The organism is Costertonia aggregata (assembly GCF_013402795.1).
Classification (GTDB): Bacteria; Bacteroidota; Bacteroidia; order Flavobacteriales; family Flavobacteriaceae; genus Costertonia; species Costertonia aggregata.
In genome coordinates, this window is sequence record NZ_CP058595.1 from 3,479,921 (window position 1) to 3,494,915 (window position 14,995).

General features: G+C 37.6%; 14 protein-coding genes and 1 pseudogene. 14 read left to right on the plus strand and 1 reads right to left on the minus strand.

The genetic code is table 11. The annotated features are described in order from the left end of the window. The first annotated feature begins 552 nt into the window (after positions 1–552). The 10 genes and pseudogenes from HYG79_RS15965 (at position 553) to tnpA (ending at position 10,679) form a co-directional block, all read left to right on the plus strand. Positions 553–1,122, plus strand: a complete 570-nt coding sequence (locus HYG79_RS15965) for an outer membrane protein (RefSeq protein ID WP_179243061.1) — start codon at positions 553–555, stop codon at positions 1,120–1,122. Positions 1,123–1,230: 108 nt separating this feature from the next. Next, entirely contained in the window at positions 1,231–4,737 is a 3,507-nt protein-coding gene (locus HYG79_RS15970; protein WP_179243062.1) for a T9SS type B sorting domain-containing protein, read from the plus strand. A gap of 76 nt (positions 4,738–4,813) precedes the next feature. Continuing rightward, positions 4,814–5,539: a hypothetical protein gene (locus HYG79_RS15975; protein ID WP_179243063.1), complete on the plus strand. Its 726-nt coding sequence runs from the start codon at positions 4,814–4,816 to the stop codon at positions 5,537–5,539. A gap of 1 nt (position 5,540) precedes the next feature. Then, entirely contained in the window at positions 5,541–6,236 is a 696-nt protein-coding gene (locus HYG79_RS15980; protein WP_179243064.1) for a hypothetical protein, read from the plus strand. After that, on the plus strand, positions 6,237–6,698 hold the full coding sequence (locus HYG79_RS15985) for a hypothetical protein (RefSeq protein WP_179243065.1): 462 nt from the start codon (positions 6,237–6,239) through the stop codon (positions 6,696–6,698). A gap of 159 nt (positions 6,699–6,857) precedes the next feature. Next, a complete protein-coding gene (locus HYG79_RS15990) occupies positions 6,858–7,997 on the plus strand; it encodes a hypothetical protein (RefSeq protein WP_179243066.1) in 1,140 nt (379 codons plus the stop codon). Continuing rightward, positions 7,985–8,329 carry a hypothetical protein gene (locus HYG79_RS15995; protein WP_179243067.1) on the plus strand — a complete coding sequence of 115 codons (345 nt, stop codon included), beginning with the start codon at positions 7,985–7,987 and terminating at the stop codon, positions 8,327–8,329. The genes HYG79_RS15990 and HYG79_RS15995 overlap by 13 nt, the downstream gene beginning before the upstream one ends. Beyond that, positions 8,316–8,777, plus strand: coding sequence for a PulJ/GspJ family protein (locus tag HYG79_RS16000; RefSeq protein WP_179243068.1), 462 nt, complete (start codon positions 8,316–8,318; stop codon positions 8,775–8,777). Before HYG79_RS15995 ends, HYG79_RS16000 begins: the two co-directional genes overlap by 14 nt. Further along, a complete protein-coding gene (locus HYG79_RS16005; RefSeq protein ID WP_179243069.1) occupies positions 8,777–9,916 on the plus strand; it encodes a type II secretion system F family protein in 1,140 nt (379 codons plus the stop codon). Before HYG79_RS16000 ends, HYG79_RS16005 begins: the two co-directional genes overlap by 1 nt. 322 nt (positions 9,917–10,238) lie before the next feature. Continuing rightward, positions 10,239–10,679 (plus strand): annotated as a pseudogene (gene tnpA, locus HYG79_RS16010) (IS200/IS605 family transposase). A 194-nt stretch (positions 10,680–10,873) separates the two neighbouring features. On the opposite strand, the gene HYG79_RS16015 reads toward tnpA, so the two are convergent. Then, the gene (locus HYG79_RS16015) at positions 10,874–11,200 is read right to left on the minus strand and encodes a phosphotyrosine protein phosphatase (RefSeq protein ID WP_179243070.1); all 327 of its coding nucleotides are present in this window, start codon (positions 11,198–11,200) and stop codon (positions 10,874–10,876) included. Between the two features lie 103 nt (positions 11,201–11,303). On the opposite strand from HYG79_RS16015, the gene HYG79_RS16020 reads away from it, so the two are divergent. The 4 genes from HYG79_RS16020 to HYG79_RS16035 all read left to right on the plus strand — a co-directional run bounded on the left by HYG79_RS16020 (position 11,304) and on the right by HYG79_RS16035 (position 14,952). Then, on the plus strand, positions 11,304–12,098 hold the full coding sequence (locus HYG79_RS16020; protein ID WP_179243071.1) for a type IV toxin-antitoxin system AbiEi family antitoxin domain-containing protein: 795 nt from the start codon (positions 11,304–11,306) through the stop codon (positions 12,096–12,098). A 201-nt stretch (positions 12,099–12,299) separates the two neighbouring features. Next, a complete protein-coding gene (locus HYG79_RS16025) occupies positions 12,300–13,958 on the plus strand; it encodes a tetratricopeptide repeat protein (RefSeq protein WP_179243072.1) in 1,659 nt (552 codons plus the stop codon). Positions 13,959–14,093: 135 nt separating this feature from the next. Further along, positions 14,094–14,303 (plus strand): hypothetical protein, encoded by a 210-nt coding sequence (locus HYG79_RS16030; RefSeq protein ID WP_179243073.1) that lies wholly within the window; start codon positions 14,094–14,096, stop codon positions 14,301–14,303. A gap of 13 nt (positions 14,304–14,316) precedes the next feature. Further along, a complete protein-coding gene (locus HYG79_RS16035) occupies positions 14,317–14,952 on the plus strand; it encodes a hypothetical protein (protein ID WP_179243074.1) in 636 nt (211 codons plus the stop codon). The last annotated feature ends 43 nt before the right edge of the window (positions 14,953–14,995 follow it).

The window sequence follows — 14,995 nt, forward strand, 5'->3', positions numbered from 1 at the left end:
ATTAATAGAAGAAAATAGTTATAATCTCCCGTCAAATTTAATAAGTCAACAATAGAGAAATCGAAAATATATTAAGTGATTTTTGATGTACTTCTGTTGCCACTAGCTTGTGACTAGCGGCCAGCAAGAGCAGGAATAAAGAATCAAAAAAAAATCCTTACCGCAGTATTTGTGATACTGTAGTAAAAGTTAAGCGGAAAGATAAAGGGTTCCAATAACATTGCGTTAATAACCTACACAGCTGTATACGATTAATAAGCGTCTTTACAGTGTCGTTTATCTAATTTTCTTACATTTTAATAATCCTTTAGATACATTTTCTATATTTGTTAAACAACCTGTACCAGATTCTTTTTATGAAAAAAACCTTAATACTCTTTTTTTTGTATCCACTATGGGTGCTTTCTCCAAGACTCTAAATCAAGCGCAATACTATGCTACCCTGTAGCCGCTGGAGGTGATTTGCCACAGGACTTAAGTATGTAATGATACCTTAAAAAGTAATACTACTATTATCATATAGTGTTGGTAATCTTAAATACAAATTAAATTATGAAACTAAATTTATTAATCATTGCCGTAACTCTTATTTCAATCAAGGTCTATTCCCAAAATTCCAATTTTAGTATTGATTTACATTATCCCGTTCCAATTGATAACAATTTTGTAGGAGAAAATTTCAATGGAATTGTAGGACTTGGTGCTGACTACCATTTTTTGGAATTTGACCCAGCAAAGGTGGGAATTTCATTAAATGGTGGATTATTGACCGACAATAACCAATCTGGACCTGGGAATAGCACTTTGGTGATATTACAGCCAAGGGCGGTTGCCGAACTAGATTTGACATCGAACGGAAAAATAAGACCCTACATAGGAATAGGTTATTCTTTCTTATTTTTCAAAGCTGACGGACTGGATTCTAATCAAGAAGGGGTTTCAAGGATAAGTGATACGGAAAGTGGATTGAATATTAATGGTGGGGTTTCTTTTAATTTTACTGACCGCTTTTTTATTAAGGTGCAATATGATTACATATACTTATCCCCCGGTGAGGCACAGGACATAAAGTTCAATACTCGTGTGAATATTTTTAAAGCTGGCTTTGGGTTCCGTTTTTAGTATTTAACCTCAAAGATATATTTGCTCAACTTTTAATAACCTCTTTTTAGCTCCCTTAACTTGCACTATTTTTTTCATACAAAACTCGGTTTCAAATTTTTCTGCAACTTGAGAAATTATTTTTTAGTATTATTCTTATTATTGTCTTCTTTTTTTAGTCATGCCCAAAAGGAAGCCGCGGTTTGGTATTTTGGGGAAAACGCTGGACTGGATTTTAACACTGGTGCCCCCGTGGTACTTTTAGATGGTCAAATACGCACCCAAGAAGGTTGTTCTGTAATTTCCGACTTTAACGGTAATCTTTTATTCTATACGGACGGGGTAACCGTTTGGGACCGTAATCACGATCAAATGCCGAATGGCACAGGTCTAAATGGGCATCCTTCCAGTACCCAGTCCGGTATTATTGTTCCCGCTCCTGGTAATCTGGATATTTACTATGTTTTTACCGTAGATGAGTTGGCAGATGTAGAAGGTCTGCAGTACAGTATCGTGGATTTGACCTTGAATGGGGGATTAGGTGATATTACGGTCAAGAATGTGCTTCTGGAAACTCCGGTACTGGAAAAATTAACGGCTGTTGCCCATGCCAATGGTACTGATATATGGGTAGTGGCACATCGTAACTTTGGAAATGAATACATAGCCTATCTGGTTACAACCGCAGGAGTAAGTGTGAGCCCGATTGTATCTGCTATTGGGTTACCGGCTACGGAGCAAAGGCATGTGGGAGGCTATTTAAAGTTTTCACCAGATGGTAATTTTTTGGCTTCGGCGGCCTCTAAAGGAAATTTTCTGCAACTTTTTCGCTTTAACAATGCTACTGGTGTAATCAGTGATTTTTTGGAATTTGAGTCATTTTACAATGGCATTGCGGGTACAAGAATAATGGGGAATTATGGTTTGGCATTCTCATCGGACAGTAGTAAATTGTATGTACAGAGTACCATTTATTTTAATTACCCCAATTTAAATAGTAGAATCTATCAATTTGACCTTTCCAATTACGATGCTACCTCAATTGAAGCATCCGCCACATTGGTGGCTAGTCAATCTGTAGAGATCGGTGCGTTGCAACTGGCCATAGACGGAAAAATTTATGCTACACAATTTAATCAATATTACTTAGGGGTTATCAATAATCCAAATGTAGGTGGAACAGGTTCTGGATATGTAGAAAACGGGGTAAGTTTGGGAAGCAGACGTTCAAGGTTAGGATTGCCCCCATTTATCCAAACATACTTTATCGTTGGACTGCGTGCCAATAATTTTTGCTTAGGGGATTCCACTGAATTCTCGGTCACAACTAACGAACCCATTACTAGTATAACCTGGGATTTTGGTGATGGCACTACTTCCAATTTGGAAAACCCCACACATATATATGCTAATTCAGGTATTTATACAGTAAGTGTGACTGCGGCTACGGCTTCTGAGACCAAAACAGAGGTAAAGGATATTACTATTTATGAGACACCTATGGCCAATATCATAAGCGATATCGAGGTGTGTTCCACAACCACATCCATAGAACTCGATCTGTCCCTTAAAGATTCTGAAATTTTGGGAACACAGTCCCCTTCGGATTATGAGGTCACCTACCATTCCAGACAAATAGATGCTGAAAACGGGGTACTGGCCATACCAAATACGTATACCACAACTAGTTTGAACCAAACCATTTATGCACGTATCTATAATAGGAACAATACGAGCTGTTATGACACAAACAGTTTCATCATTACTGTAAAACAGGCACCAGAGCTCTTGGCAATTTCGGATTGGACGGTATGCGATGATGATACGGACGGGTTCTTTGATTTTGATTTAAGCACTAAAGATTCAGAGATACTGGGCGCTCAGGACGCATCGATTTTCAATATAAGCTACCACGGCTCGCAAACTGATGCCGATGCGGGTACAGCGCCGTTAGGTTTGAGCTATACAAATAGTAATCCTTCGGAACAGGTGTTTTTCAGAATAGAAAACGCCACGTTTACCGAATGTTTTAAAACGGGAAATTTCGCTGTTGAGGTCATTCCTGGCGTTACGGCAAACAGTGTAAGTGCTATTAGCGTTTGTGACGATGATAATGATGGATTTTCCGTTTTTGACTTGACCGTTAAAAATCCAGAAATACTGGGCACTCAGGATGCCAGTAGTTTTACGGTTACCTACCATATTACGCAGTTTGATGCAGATAACGGTATGGATGCGGTAACAGCATCATCTTTTACCAATACCATTCCCTATGACCAGACCATGTATGCGAGGATACGCAATAATTCAAGCACGGACTGTTACGATACAATTTCGTTCGATATATCGATAAACGATTCTCCCGTGTTACAGAATGTTACAGATTGGAACGTCTGCGATGATAATAACGATACGATTTATGGTTTTGATTTGACCGAGAAAAATATGGAAATACTGGGCGCACAATCGGCCTTGGATTTTACCGTTTCCTTTTATGAGAATAGGGTAGAAGCGGAAACGGGTGCAAACCCGATTGTAGGTATTTGGAACAACACTGCCAAAACCCAAGAAGTATTCTACAGGCTGACCAGTGTGGCGAACCCAGTCTGTTTTGTTGTGGATAGTTTTATCATAAGGGTAAAAGACATTCCTGAGGCCAATGCCCCTACGCCTTTTATTGTATGTGATACCGAAGAAACGGGAAGGCAAATTTTTGATTTGACCTCCAAGGATATCGAAATTTTAGGCCCCCAGAATCCCTCACAATTTGAAGTCTTTTATTTCGCCAGTGAAACGGATGCCCTATTATTGGAAAGCCCGTTGCCAAAAACCAATTATAGCAATACGCTGCTGACAGAGACGCTTTACGCTCGCATTCAGAATATTGACTATGGGGAATGCTATAAAACGGTACCTCTGGAATTGATAGTAAACCCGTTACCTCAAATCAATATCGAGGATTCTTATGTTATCTGTCCTGATAGTCCCGAACTCATCATTGACGCAGGCAACTTCGAGACCTGGTCGTGGAGGAACGAATCCGGTATTGAAATAGGAACGGGTAGGAATTTGGATATTATTGAAATCGGGGAATATTCCCTTGCCATTACCCAAACCAACAATGGGTTAACCTGTGAAAATATAAAAAGTTTTGAGGTCTTTTCCTCTGGGGCTCCCGAAAGCCTTGAAATAGAAATTGGGGAATTCTCCGATAAAGTGGATATTTCGCTAAACGTAAACGGAACAGGGGAATTTGAATACTCTATGGATGGTATAGTTTTTCAGACCGATAACCGTTTTGAGGTCTTCCCAGGAGAATATAACTTTTTTGCAAGGGATATATTCCTATGTAGGACCATATCAAAAACCGTTACTGCACTCGGCTACGAAAAATTCTTTACACCCAATGGGGACATGTCGCACGAACATTGGAACATTATAGGCGGGGACCGATATCCCGATTCCGTGGTTTCCATCTACGATCGGTATGGGAGCTTACTGCATCAACTATCGCCTACTTCGGTCGGTTGGGACGGTACCTTCAACGGAAGACCATTACCTGCATCTGACTATTGGTTTCGCTATGAATACGATAACGGAAAAGTGTTTACGGGACATTTTACCTTAAAAAGGTAGAAATGCCCTTAATTTAAAATGTTTTGTGCAGCTTCTCCTCCATTTTGTTTATTTTTAGATTACATAAATCCCATTGATGAAAAACTGTTTTATTTATATTTTTTCTGTGGTAGTATTGTTTTATTCCTGTGGCTCGTTCAAGGCCGAACAACGGACAAGTGCCTTGACTTTTCCGGAGTTGGGCAGTATAATTAAGAAAAAAGGTATGCTATGGTACGGCACATCGGAGCAAGTAGGCATACCTTTATGGTCTGAGCCTATGACTGTAAACATAAGGCAACTTCCTTTTAATCCGGACAGCTACAACACATACGCAAAATATATGTCGAGTGCTGGGAAAATAAATTCTATTGCTTATAATGATTCCTTACCCTATAAACCGAAGTACCTGCGTTTGGAATTGGTTGACAAAATAAGATTGACCCGTGCATTGAACAGTGAACCAAATGAAGCTGTTTTATCATATTTGGCAAATGATGCTGACTATAAAATCGTCACCCGTATGGATTTTACCGTTCCAGAAACCGTAATGCCGACTTTTGAACTTGCCGATAATGTAGTTTTGATACAAGACAAATTCAATAAAGTGCAATTGGTATTGATTGCAAACGGAAAGGAAGAATTGGTAAATTTTAATGAAATACAGATTTTTGATTTTGAATACTCCTCCTTTTGTTGGGGAGAGGACCGATATCATCGCAAACGGATAGAAAATATAGTCTCCGATGGTAGTAAATGCCCAAAAGGCACATTTGTAAAACCCTCGAAAGTAAAAGCGGACAAAAGCTATTTAAAGTTTTAATATGAGGCTACGAAGTATAGGATTGTATTTTTTGTTGGCGGTTATGTTGCTGGCCTGTGAGGATATTTTGGAAGAGCCGGACATTAGTGAAAAACAAGTACAGATGCTTGCCCCTACTGATGGTGCTACCATAACAGGGAATCGTGTTAGTTTTAATTGGAATTCCATACCGGATGCTACATCCTACAACATCCAAGTGGCCCGACCTAATTTTGAGAATGCAGTACAAATTCTTTTGGATAGTACCGTAGTGCAGGACACCACGGGTTTTGTTATGACAAGAATTCGGGATTTAGGTCTATTGAACGGAGACTACACATGGCGCATTAAAGCACTGAACGGGGGCTTTGAAACCGGATATACCGTTGCGGCATTTACGGTCAATGGCGATGAAAATGCGGACTTGGTTCCGCCAAATATACCAAGCCTTATTGCGCCTTCCGATGAAAGTGTAACGGATAACACGAATATTACCTTTACCTGGTCACGGACCGATGTTTCGGGTAGTCCGGAACTGGACAGCATCTATATATTTACAGATCAGAATTTACAGACCCTAGAAATCAAGGGAATGGGCGCCAATAAATCATTTACTGCCGACTTGGGGTCAAATACGTATTATTGGTTCGTGAAGGCCTTTGATGCGGCCGGGAATGAAAGCAACCCTTCGGAAACCTTTGATTTTACAATAAACTAAATGAAAAAGCAAACCAAAACATATCTGTTATTAGTATTGGTAATCATCATTTGGGGTATTATAGCTGTTAAGATTATTACTGCATTATCTTCGGATAACACGGAGGTTCCGACCGTACAAAATATCAAGTTCAAACCAAAAAAAATCAAGCCTAAGGATACTTTTAGTATTATGGCGAACTATCGCGACCCTTTTTTCGGCACCGTGCCAAAAGCACCAAAAAAAAAGATAATAGTACCCGAAATAGTAGAGGAAAACACACCCAAGAACACGATACTATATACCGGATATGTGACCGATAACAGTACCAAGCAAAAAATATTCTTTGTGACCATCAATGGACAGCAACACTTGATGAAACCTAAATATAGTAGCCAAGGCATAACCCTAATTAAGGGTTCGGCCTCTCAAATACGGGTGAGAAGTAATGGCAAAATACGAACAATTCCCATTCAACAATAATCGTAAATCAACAATATTAAGGCTAAATCACATCTTCGGATAAAAGCGGGCGCACTGCAATTTGTGCTCTTCATCGGGGTGGTCATCGCTTTATTACTTTTGGCTTTTGTAACCTTGAGCTATACCCATTCTTTCTTCGGTAAAAAAACACTGCGATTAGTGGATACCATAAAACATGCGGATTTAGGAGTTCAGATAGCCCTGCAAAAAGAGACCACTGTAAATGACACAGTACCTATTGCTTTGGGTTTTACGGATCAAATTAAAGTGAAATCAATCAAAAGCTATTGGGGTATTTTTGAGAAATATACGGTGACATCCACTTTTAATAAAAATCGAATAAGCAAGACCGCCATGGTCGGTAGCAGTTCTCCTATTGATAGGCCTGCTTTATATCTGCAAGATTTGAAACGCCCCATGATTATTGTCGGCCAGTCCCGAATTATCGGTGATGCCTATCTACCACAACAAGGGATACGACCCGGGAACATTGCTGGTCAGTCCTATTACAACAAACACCTAGTCTATGGTCGTGAAAAGGGAAGTAGCGAACGTCTTCCAAAGTTGGATAAAAACTTGCTAAACCATTTAAGCCTGTTGGTTTCACAACCACAGAGGAACTATTCTGGACAAAACATATCGGTAGTCTCTGGAGATGTAGTACAGAATTCTTTTCTAAACCCTGCTGTAACAATTTCGGGCGATTTCATTGATTTGAGTGGGGTAACCTTAATCGGAAATATTATCGTACAAGCATCCCAACGAATAGCTGTCGATAATTCTTCACAATTGACCGACGTTCTTCTTTTGGCTCCAAAAATCTACATTGGAGATAGAACATTAGGACAATTTCAGGCCATAGCTCAAAGTGAAATCAATGTGGGCAAATCATGTATTTTGGAGTATCCTTCGGCGATTGTAGTGAACAATAAAAGAAAATGGGATTCGGACACATCCCAAGTAAGGGAAACAAATATTAATATTTCAGAAAATACAATTATAAGAGGGGCGGTCATGTATTTGGGAAAGTCGGAGGAGCAACTATTTTATCCCCAAATCCATGTTGGTAAACAAGCTTATATTCAAGGGGAAGTCTTTTGTGAACAGAATCTGGAACTTAAAGGTGGTGTTAAAGGCAGTGTGACTACCCGTTCCTTTATGGCTATGGAAAATGGAAGTATCTATCAAAATCATCTTTTTAATGGAACTATTGATAGTGATGCTTTACCTCTAGAATATTCAGGTATTATTTTTGATGAACTCAATAATCCTAAAAGCATTGTACAATGGCTGTACTAAAACGAGTCAAAGGCTCTACCCTAATGGAAACCATGGTGGCCACCGTACTTATTGTCATCATTTTTATGATGGCTAGTTTGGTAATGGAGGCTACTTTCTCTACACACAGAAGCGGAAATATGGAACCCATTTCGGAAAAATTGCATCAATTGGAATATAAATACATCAAAGGTGGTTTGACCCTCCCTTATTTTGAGGATTGGGAGGATTGGGATATTGAAATAGTCCGTTATCATGAAAGGGGAAGCCCAATGATATCGCTTATCGCCAAGAACAGGAAAACTCAAAAATCAAGAAAAACATATTTGTTACAGAACAATGAAAGCCACTAGATTCAAAGCATTCACCTTAAGCGAAATGGTCATTGCCTTAGTGATTACAGTGATTGTAGTGGGGCTGGCCTTCACTATTTTGGGCTTGGTTCAAAAGCAAATGTGGGCTATTGAAAGTAATTATGAGCAGGGAACGGAAACCAATTTGCTGCGACAGGCCCTTTGGATTGATTTTAATAGATATTCCGAATTCAATTTTGATAGGATTTCAAATAGGTTACAAGGCAGTAATCCTTTGGAAAAAGTTATTTATACGTTTGAAACTGATTTTGTGCTTCGTGAAAAGGATACTTTTCATGTACGATTGGCAGAAAAGAAATTTTATTTTGATGGGAAATCCATATCATCCGGTTCTATTGATGCAATTGAATTGCTGACCGGAAAAGAACAGGGTTCAAAACGGATATTTGTTTACAAACATAATGCTTCAGCCGACTATATGCGCTAATGGGATTTAAACTCGACAATACAGTTTCTGCCAAGACCAATTCTTCTTCCACTGGAAAAAGTGGTTTGACCGCTTTGTTGGAAAAAGAGATAACGCTTTTTGGAAAATCCTTTTCCAATAAAAAAAAGGAAGATTTTTATACGGAATTAAGTGTATTGCTCAAAGCGGGGATACACTTAAAAGAGGCTTTGACCCTTATTGAAGAGAATCAGAAAAAAGAAAAACAACAACTATTTTATCATGATTTGGTCGATGGATTGGTATCAGGACATAACCTTTCCGAAGTTGTTCAAGAAAAGTCTGAGTTTACCGAGTATGAATATCACTCGCTCAAAATTGGCGAAGAAACAGGGACTATTGCAGAAGTTGTTACGGAATTGGGTCGGTTTTTTGCAGGTAAAAACGAACAACGCAGAAATTTGGTCAATGCGCTGACCTATCCCATCATTATATTGATTACAGCCGTCGTCGTAGTTACCTTCATGTTGCGAATGGTCGTTCCCATGTTCCAAGATATATTTAGACAAAATAAGGTAGACCTGCCTTGGATTACCGAAGTGATTATCAGTGCTTCCGATTTTATTGGAACCTATGGATGGTGGATTGTGTTTTCTGTTTTTCTTTTGTTGGTATTTCAAAAACGATTTACAACCAAAAAATGGTTTAAGCGAAGAAAAGATTATCTCGTGTTACGCCTGCCCTATGTCGGAAAATTTATGAAATCCGTGTATTTGGCACAGTTTACCCAAGCTATAACCTTGTTGACTTCTTCTAAGCTTCCGGTACTCAATAGTATCCAGTTGGTGGGACGTATGATTGATTTTTATCCTTTGCGAGAAGCCCTGTCGCAGGTAGAAGAACGTATTAAACAAGGAAAAGGGCTCAGCGATAGCCTTAAGGGAAATACCATGTTCGACCATCGTATGGTTTCCTTGGTCAAAGTTGCCGAGGAAACCAACCAGACCGAATTCATTTTTGACCGTCTTAACCAACAGTATAATATCGAGATACAACAAAAATCCAAACTCTTATCCACGCTTATGGAACCCCTGATTATTCTTATTGTAGGCATATTGGTCGGGGTTATTCTTGTCGCAATGTATTTGCCAATGTTCAAACTGGGCAGTGTGCTAGGATGACGAACATACATGTAAATAGTTTCTTTTTATATATATGTATGCATATGCTCCGCTTTCCCGTTTAGGATTTCTCCCTCACCTTTTCAAGAAAAAAAGGGAACCATCCAAATTCTCATTTTTATAGCATTTATAGGGCTTAAAGGCAGCTTTAAATTCTATGTCTACCGAATTAGCCCTTTTTAACAAAGTTTAGGAGTTTTGAAGATTTTATACCATCTTTGAATTCAAATAAGTATAGATGAGTGTAAATTTTATTTAACCTTAAAAAACCACCTCCTTTGGTTGTGGTCATGTTCTTAAAGGCTATGCCTATATTTGGGATATGGGTAAATATAGGAAATTAAGCCATGTTGTTTACAAGTGCGATTACCATATAGTTTGGGTTCCCAAGTATCGTTTACGTGTGCTCACAGGTGATATAAAAGTACTTTTGAACAAGGATATCCGAATGCTCTGTGAGTGGAAAGGCTGCGCCGTGGAAGAGCTGAGTGTACAGGAAGACCATGTCCATCTTTTGGTTTCGATTCCACCAAGGGTTTCGGTTTCCAAGTTGATGGGCACCTTGAAGGGGAAGTTGGCCATAAAGCTGTTCAAGAGTTATCCGAGATTGAAGAGGAAGCCGTATTGGGGCAACCATTTTTTGGCACGAGGCTATTTCGTCAGCACTGTCGGCTAGGACGAAGAACTGATACGGAAATACGTGAAGCACCAAGAAAAGGAGGAAGGTAGGGTCGAGGATCAACAACAGCGGTTTGACCTGTAACTTTACCGCCCCCCCCTATGGGGGTAGCCTAAAAGCCACCTTCTTAGAAGGTGTGATTTTTACTTTATAAATATTTTTTGTATCTCTTTAATTCAAATATAATTTCGAGCCTACGCATCTAACCTATCCAATAATTACCATTATATTGGTAAATATTACAGTTTTTTTATGAAACTACCAGTATAATGGCTATTCTAAAACCTAATTCTTTCGTCCAAAATCCTTAATAGCGCTTTGTCATAATATTGATAAATATCAGGAATATGTAATACTGTAATCTTTGAATAATATTTTGACCCAGTATGCCTCTTAATCTGGTCAAAATGCTTCTTTTCCATTACATACGCTTTATCTGCCCACTCTAATAATTCTTCGGTGAGTTCAGTAGTGCCTTCCTTTCTACAAATTTTGCTATTTGTTCCTGCACTTCGGAATTTGTGTTTGGGATGCTTTTCAGTAAAGTAGTCTTCGGCTGTTTTAGAGCGTTGTTTGTTAGCGGAGCAGATAAAAAGGTAGTTCATAATAGATTTTAAATGTATGTAAAGCGATTTAAATATAAAATACCTTAGTAAACTTTCGAGAAAAAGGGTGATTTTTACTACCTTTCTCAAAAATTTACTAAGATTGACCTTATCAACCTTTACTAATAATCAATTATCGCTTGAAAATTATGCATTCACTTTTGATGAAATTGCTGAGGCTTACAAAGATAAGTCTGAAACATCGGTAAACAATGACTTAAAATATGCTACTCAAAAAGGTGACATTGTACCCCTAAGGCATCATTTCTACTTAATCATTCCGCCGCGTTATTCAAGGCAAGGCAAATTACCTTTAGAACTATACGTCGATAAGTTATTCTCTTTTTTAAAGCGTACCTATTATGTGGGCTTATATTCTGCAGCTCGCTTTCATGGAGCGGCACACCAGCAAATTCAGAAGGATTATGTGATTCACAGTGGTTCTGCCTTTTTGGATATAAAGAAGAATGCAATTCAAATTGATTTTATCAGTACCAATAAATGGAATAAGGAGAACATCATATCCCGCAAAAGCGATTCAGGATTATTCAATATATCAAGTCCAGCCCTAACGGCTGCCGATTTACTCTATCATCAGTCTAAAATAGGTGGGCTAAACAGAGTGTTCACTGTAATAGAGGAACTCATTGAAGTTATTGATCAAGAAGACATAGCGAGATTGCTTGATTGGTATCCACATAAAAGTGTATTGCAACGTCTCGGTTTTATATTAGAAGAAATTGAGGGGCAAACAGATAAAACCGCCTGTCTTTACGAACATTTAAATAAGCTTAAATTTTATCCTATGTTATTGAGTCCAAAATCAAAAGAGAAGCCAGGTGCGGTTAGTAATCGCTGGAAAGTTGATGTGAATATAAAATTAGAAAGTGATTTATGATTCCGAAGCCTTACATAGCGAAATGGCAAGAACAAGCACCTTGGAAACAGTTTTATCAAGTAGAACAAAACCTTGTTATTAGTCGTGCACTAGTAGAAATTTTCTCAATATTAAAACGTTATTCAATAAAGCAAATTTAGATTTATTCTGATAAGATATGCATACAACGAATTTAATAATCCATAATGACCTCATTTCTTTATGCTAAAGAACACGATTCTCATACTTGTTTTAATTTTATCCTTAAAAATCTTCTCTCAGAATAAGCGGATAGATTCTGTAAAAAAAGTCATTGCGCAAACCTTTGATAAGAAGGAGAAAGCAATGTCATACTTAAGGTTAGCCAGCGCAGTAGCTGATAATGATATCGAATCGTATAAGAAGTACACGGATTCTGCTATGTCTCTTGCAAAAAAATCAAAACTTTTAGAGATCGAGTTAAGAGCGACAATTAATCAGGGTATTTATTTTAAAAATAGAAGCGACTACCAAAAGTCACTTGCATTATATATAAAAGTGCTTGAAAGGTCAAATGAATTAAATGATAAAAATGAGCTTTTTCTCGTAGCATCCGTAAATCTTGCTAATCTATATACGAGAATTAAGGAATATAAAAAGGCTATAGAAATAGCAAAGAAATCACTGGATAGTATCAACTCTGATACCGATAGATTCCAAACGATAAAAGCCTCACTTTTTAATTCTTTAGGAATCAGTTATTCCAGATTAGAACAGTTTGATAATGCTCTTTTAAGTTACAATAAGGTATATCAAATCTGTAAAGATATCAAAGCCTTTAATGGAGAAATGACAGCTTTAAATAATATTGCCCTTATTTACCGAAAACAGAAGAATTATGAGAAAGCTATTGGTCTTTGTGAAAATATCTTACAAAGTATCAAACCCGGAGAGTATCTTCGAACAGAAGCGCTAACTTTACTTAATTCTGGTGTTTGTTACATAGCATTAGGAAATACCGAAAAAGCTATTGATTATTTAATTAGGTCAAAAGATATCTCTACTAAAAATGGTTTTAGAAAAACACAAATGGATTGCCATTTATATCTGGCGGAAGCCTATGCTGAAAAGGGGGATTATAAAACATCGTATGAAGAACAAGCAGCATATGATAAATTAAAGGATGATGAAAATAATGAAATTGCGGCTACCTCCAAAGAAGACCTAAGACAGGAGTTAGACAAAAAAATAGATGTAAAACAACAAACTATCGACTCGGCTGAAGCTTCTAGGAAAAACATACTCATCATTAGCTTGATATCTATATTGCTTTTAACAAGCCTATTATTTTTTCATTTAAAACGAAAAAAACTGTTGAAACTACAAAAAGAACAATTAGTTGTAGAGAATGAGATACTTAATAAACACAATACTTCACTTAAAGTAAAACTAAAAACACTGGCAGAAACAAAAGAAACCCAACGCTCACCGATCAAAAGCCCTAGATCTAAAACTACCTACACCAAGCTTTCCCTTACAAAAGAACAGCATAAAGCCTATATGGATACCATTTTAGATTATATGGAGAAACATAAGCCATATCTTGATTTTGAAATTTCGCAAACAAAACTTGCCCAAAACCTCAATATGAGCACCCATCATCTTACTGAGGTGCTTAGTGTTTCGCTTGGTAAGAATTTTTATGACTTTATCAATTTATACCGGGTAAACGAGGCCAAAATTATCATTGAAAATCTAGAAAATCATGATATAAAAATGCTGGCTATAGCCTATAAAGCTGGTTTTAAAAGTAAAACCAGCTTTAACCGTGTGTTTAAAAAGCATACTGGGCTAACACCATCAGCCTATAGGGAACAGTTTGTTGAACAAGCTTCGACCTAGCTCTCACCAAACCTGTAAACTAACCTTAGGTAGTCATTCTTCATTTTCAAAAAAACCGTACCATCCGTACGGATGGTACAGTTAACCCTTGATTCTTTCCTATTATTGTTCAACTAAAATTAATAATAGTATACAATGGAAAAACCTCAAAACATTCACGCAGATGCAGCTGGTATTTGCGTATATGGTGAAAATGACATGGTTGCACTATCTGTTCAATCAACCGCAAATGGTGGATATAATCCCTATCGCAGTCAGATTTATTGCTCAAATGAGTTTGAACTTTCTGACGATGCGGGAGTTTTAGATAATCACAAACGCATTTATGCTATAGTGGTAGATTAGGACAATACTATATATGTTGCCCATTCCAAAAATCTTTATTGAGCTTTTAGAAGATGGAGAATTTAAAACGTATGTTGAGCTTGATGTAGAGATAACAAACTTCTATCTACGAAAAGATGACGCACTACTTGTCTCTGGAGTTGACGGCTATGTAGCTCAAATCAAAAACTCACAACTCATTGAAATGCCACTGAAGCAAAATATAACAGACCATTGCTTATGTACATCGCCAGATGGCACAATGCATGCAGCTTGTGAAAATGAAAAGCTATTCTCTTATACTAACAATACATGGTTTTCCTTGTTACAAGAGGTAGATGCGGATATCTATTGTGTAGATGCAAATGATGACGAGCAGATTTATTTGGGAGGTTCAAAAGGATTTTGTGCTGTTTTACAAGGCAAAATGCCAAGGTTTAAATTACCCGAGGATAGTGCTTTTCATTTTACGGTCGCTTTTCAAGGGCAACGATATTTTGGCGCTGGCTACAATGGTATAGATGTATTAAAAAAAGATATGGTCGTCCCTTTTAAATACCGTGCATTCGCTTTTCGTACATCTGCTAATGATAACCAAATGTTGACCTCTGGTATACGCTATGTCAGTAAGTTTGATGGAAATGGTTGGCTTCAAATTACTTTTAATTAGAATTATCACTAAGCTTATTATTTAAATTAAAAATATAAAACAA

Excerpts from the sequence above, each read along its gene's own strand:
- HYG79_RS16015 (WP_179243070.1), bottom strand. The coding sequence starts at position 11,200 with ATGAACTACCTTTTTATCTGCTCCGCTAACAAACAACGCTCTAAAACA.
- HYG79_RS16030 (WP_179243073.1), top strand. The coding sequence starts at position 14,094 with ATGGAAAAACCTCAAAACATTCACGCAGATGCAGCTGGTATTTGCGTA.
- HYG79_RS15975 (WP_179243063.1), top strand. The coding sequence starts at position 4,814 with ATGAAAAACTGTTTTATTTATATTTTTTCTGTGGTAGTATTGTTTTAT.
- HYG79_RS16035 (WP_179243074.1), top strand. The coding sequence starts at position 14,317 with ATGTTGCCCATTCCAAAAATCTTTATTGAGCTTTTAGAAGATGGAGAA.
- HYG79_RS15985 (WP_179243065.1), top strand. The coding sequence starts at position 6,237 with ATGAAAAAGCAAACCAAAACATATCTGTTATTAGTATTGGTAATCATC.
- HYG79_RS15995 (WP_179243067.1), top strand. The coding sequence starts at position 7,985 with ATGGCTGTACTAAAACGAGTCAAAGGCTCTACCCTAATGGAAACCATG.
- HYG79_RS15980 (WP_179243064.1), top strand. The coding sequence starts at position 5,541 with ATGAGGCTACGAAGTATAGGATTGTATTTTTTGTTGGCGGTTATGTTG.
- HYG79_RS16000 (WP_179243068.1), top strand. The coding sequence starts at position 8,316 with ATGAAAGCCACTAGATTCAAAGCATTCACCTTAAGCGAAATGGTCATT.
- HYG79_RS16025 (WP_179243072.1), top strand. The coding sequence starts at position 12,300 with ATGCTAAAGAACACGATTCTCATACTTGTTTTAATTTTATCCTTAAAA.
- HYG79_RS16005 (WP_179243069.1), top strand. The coding sequence starts at position 8,777 with ATGGGATTTAAACTCGACAATACAGTTTCTGCCAAGACCAATTCTTCT.
- HYG79_RS15965 (WP_179243061.1), top strand. The coding sequence starts at position 553 with ATGAAACTAAATTTATTAATCATTGCCGTAACTCTTATTTCAATCAAG.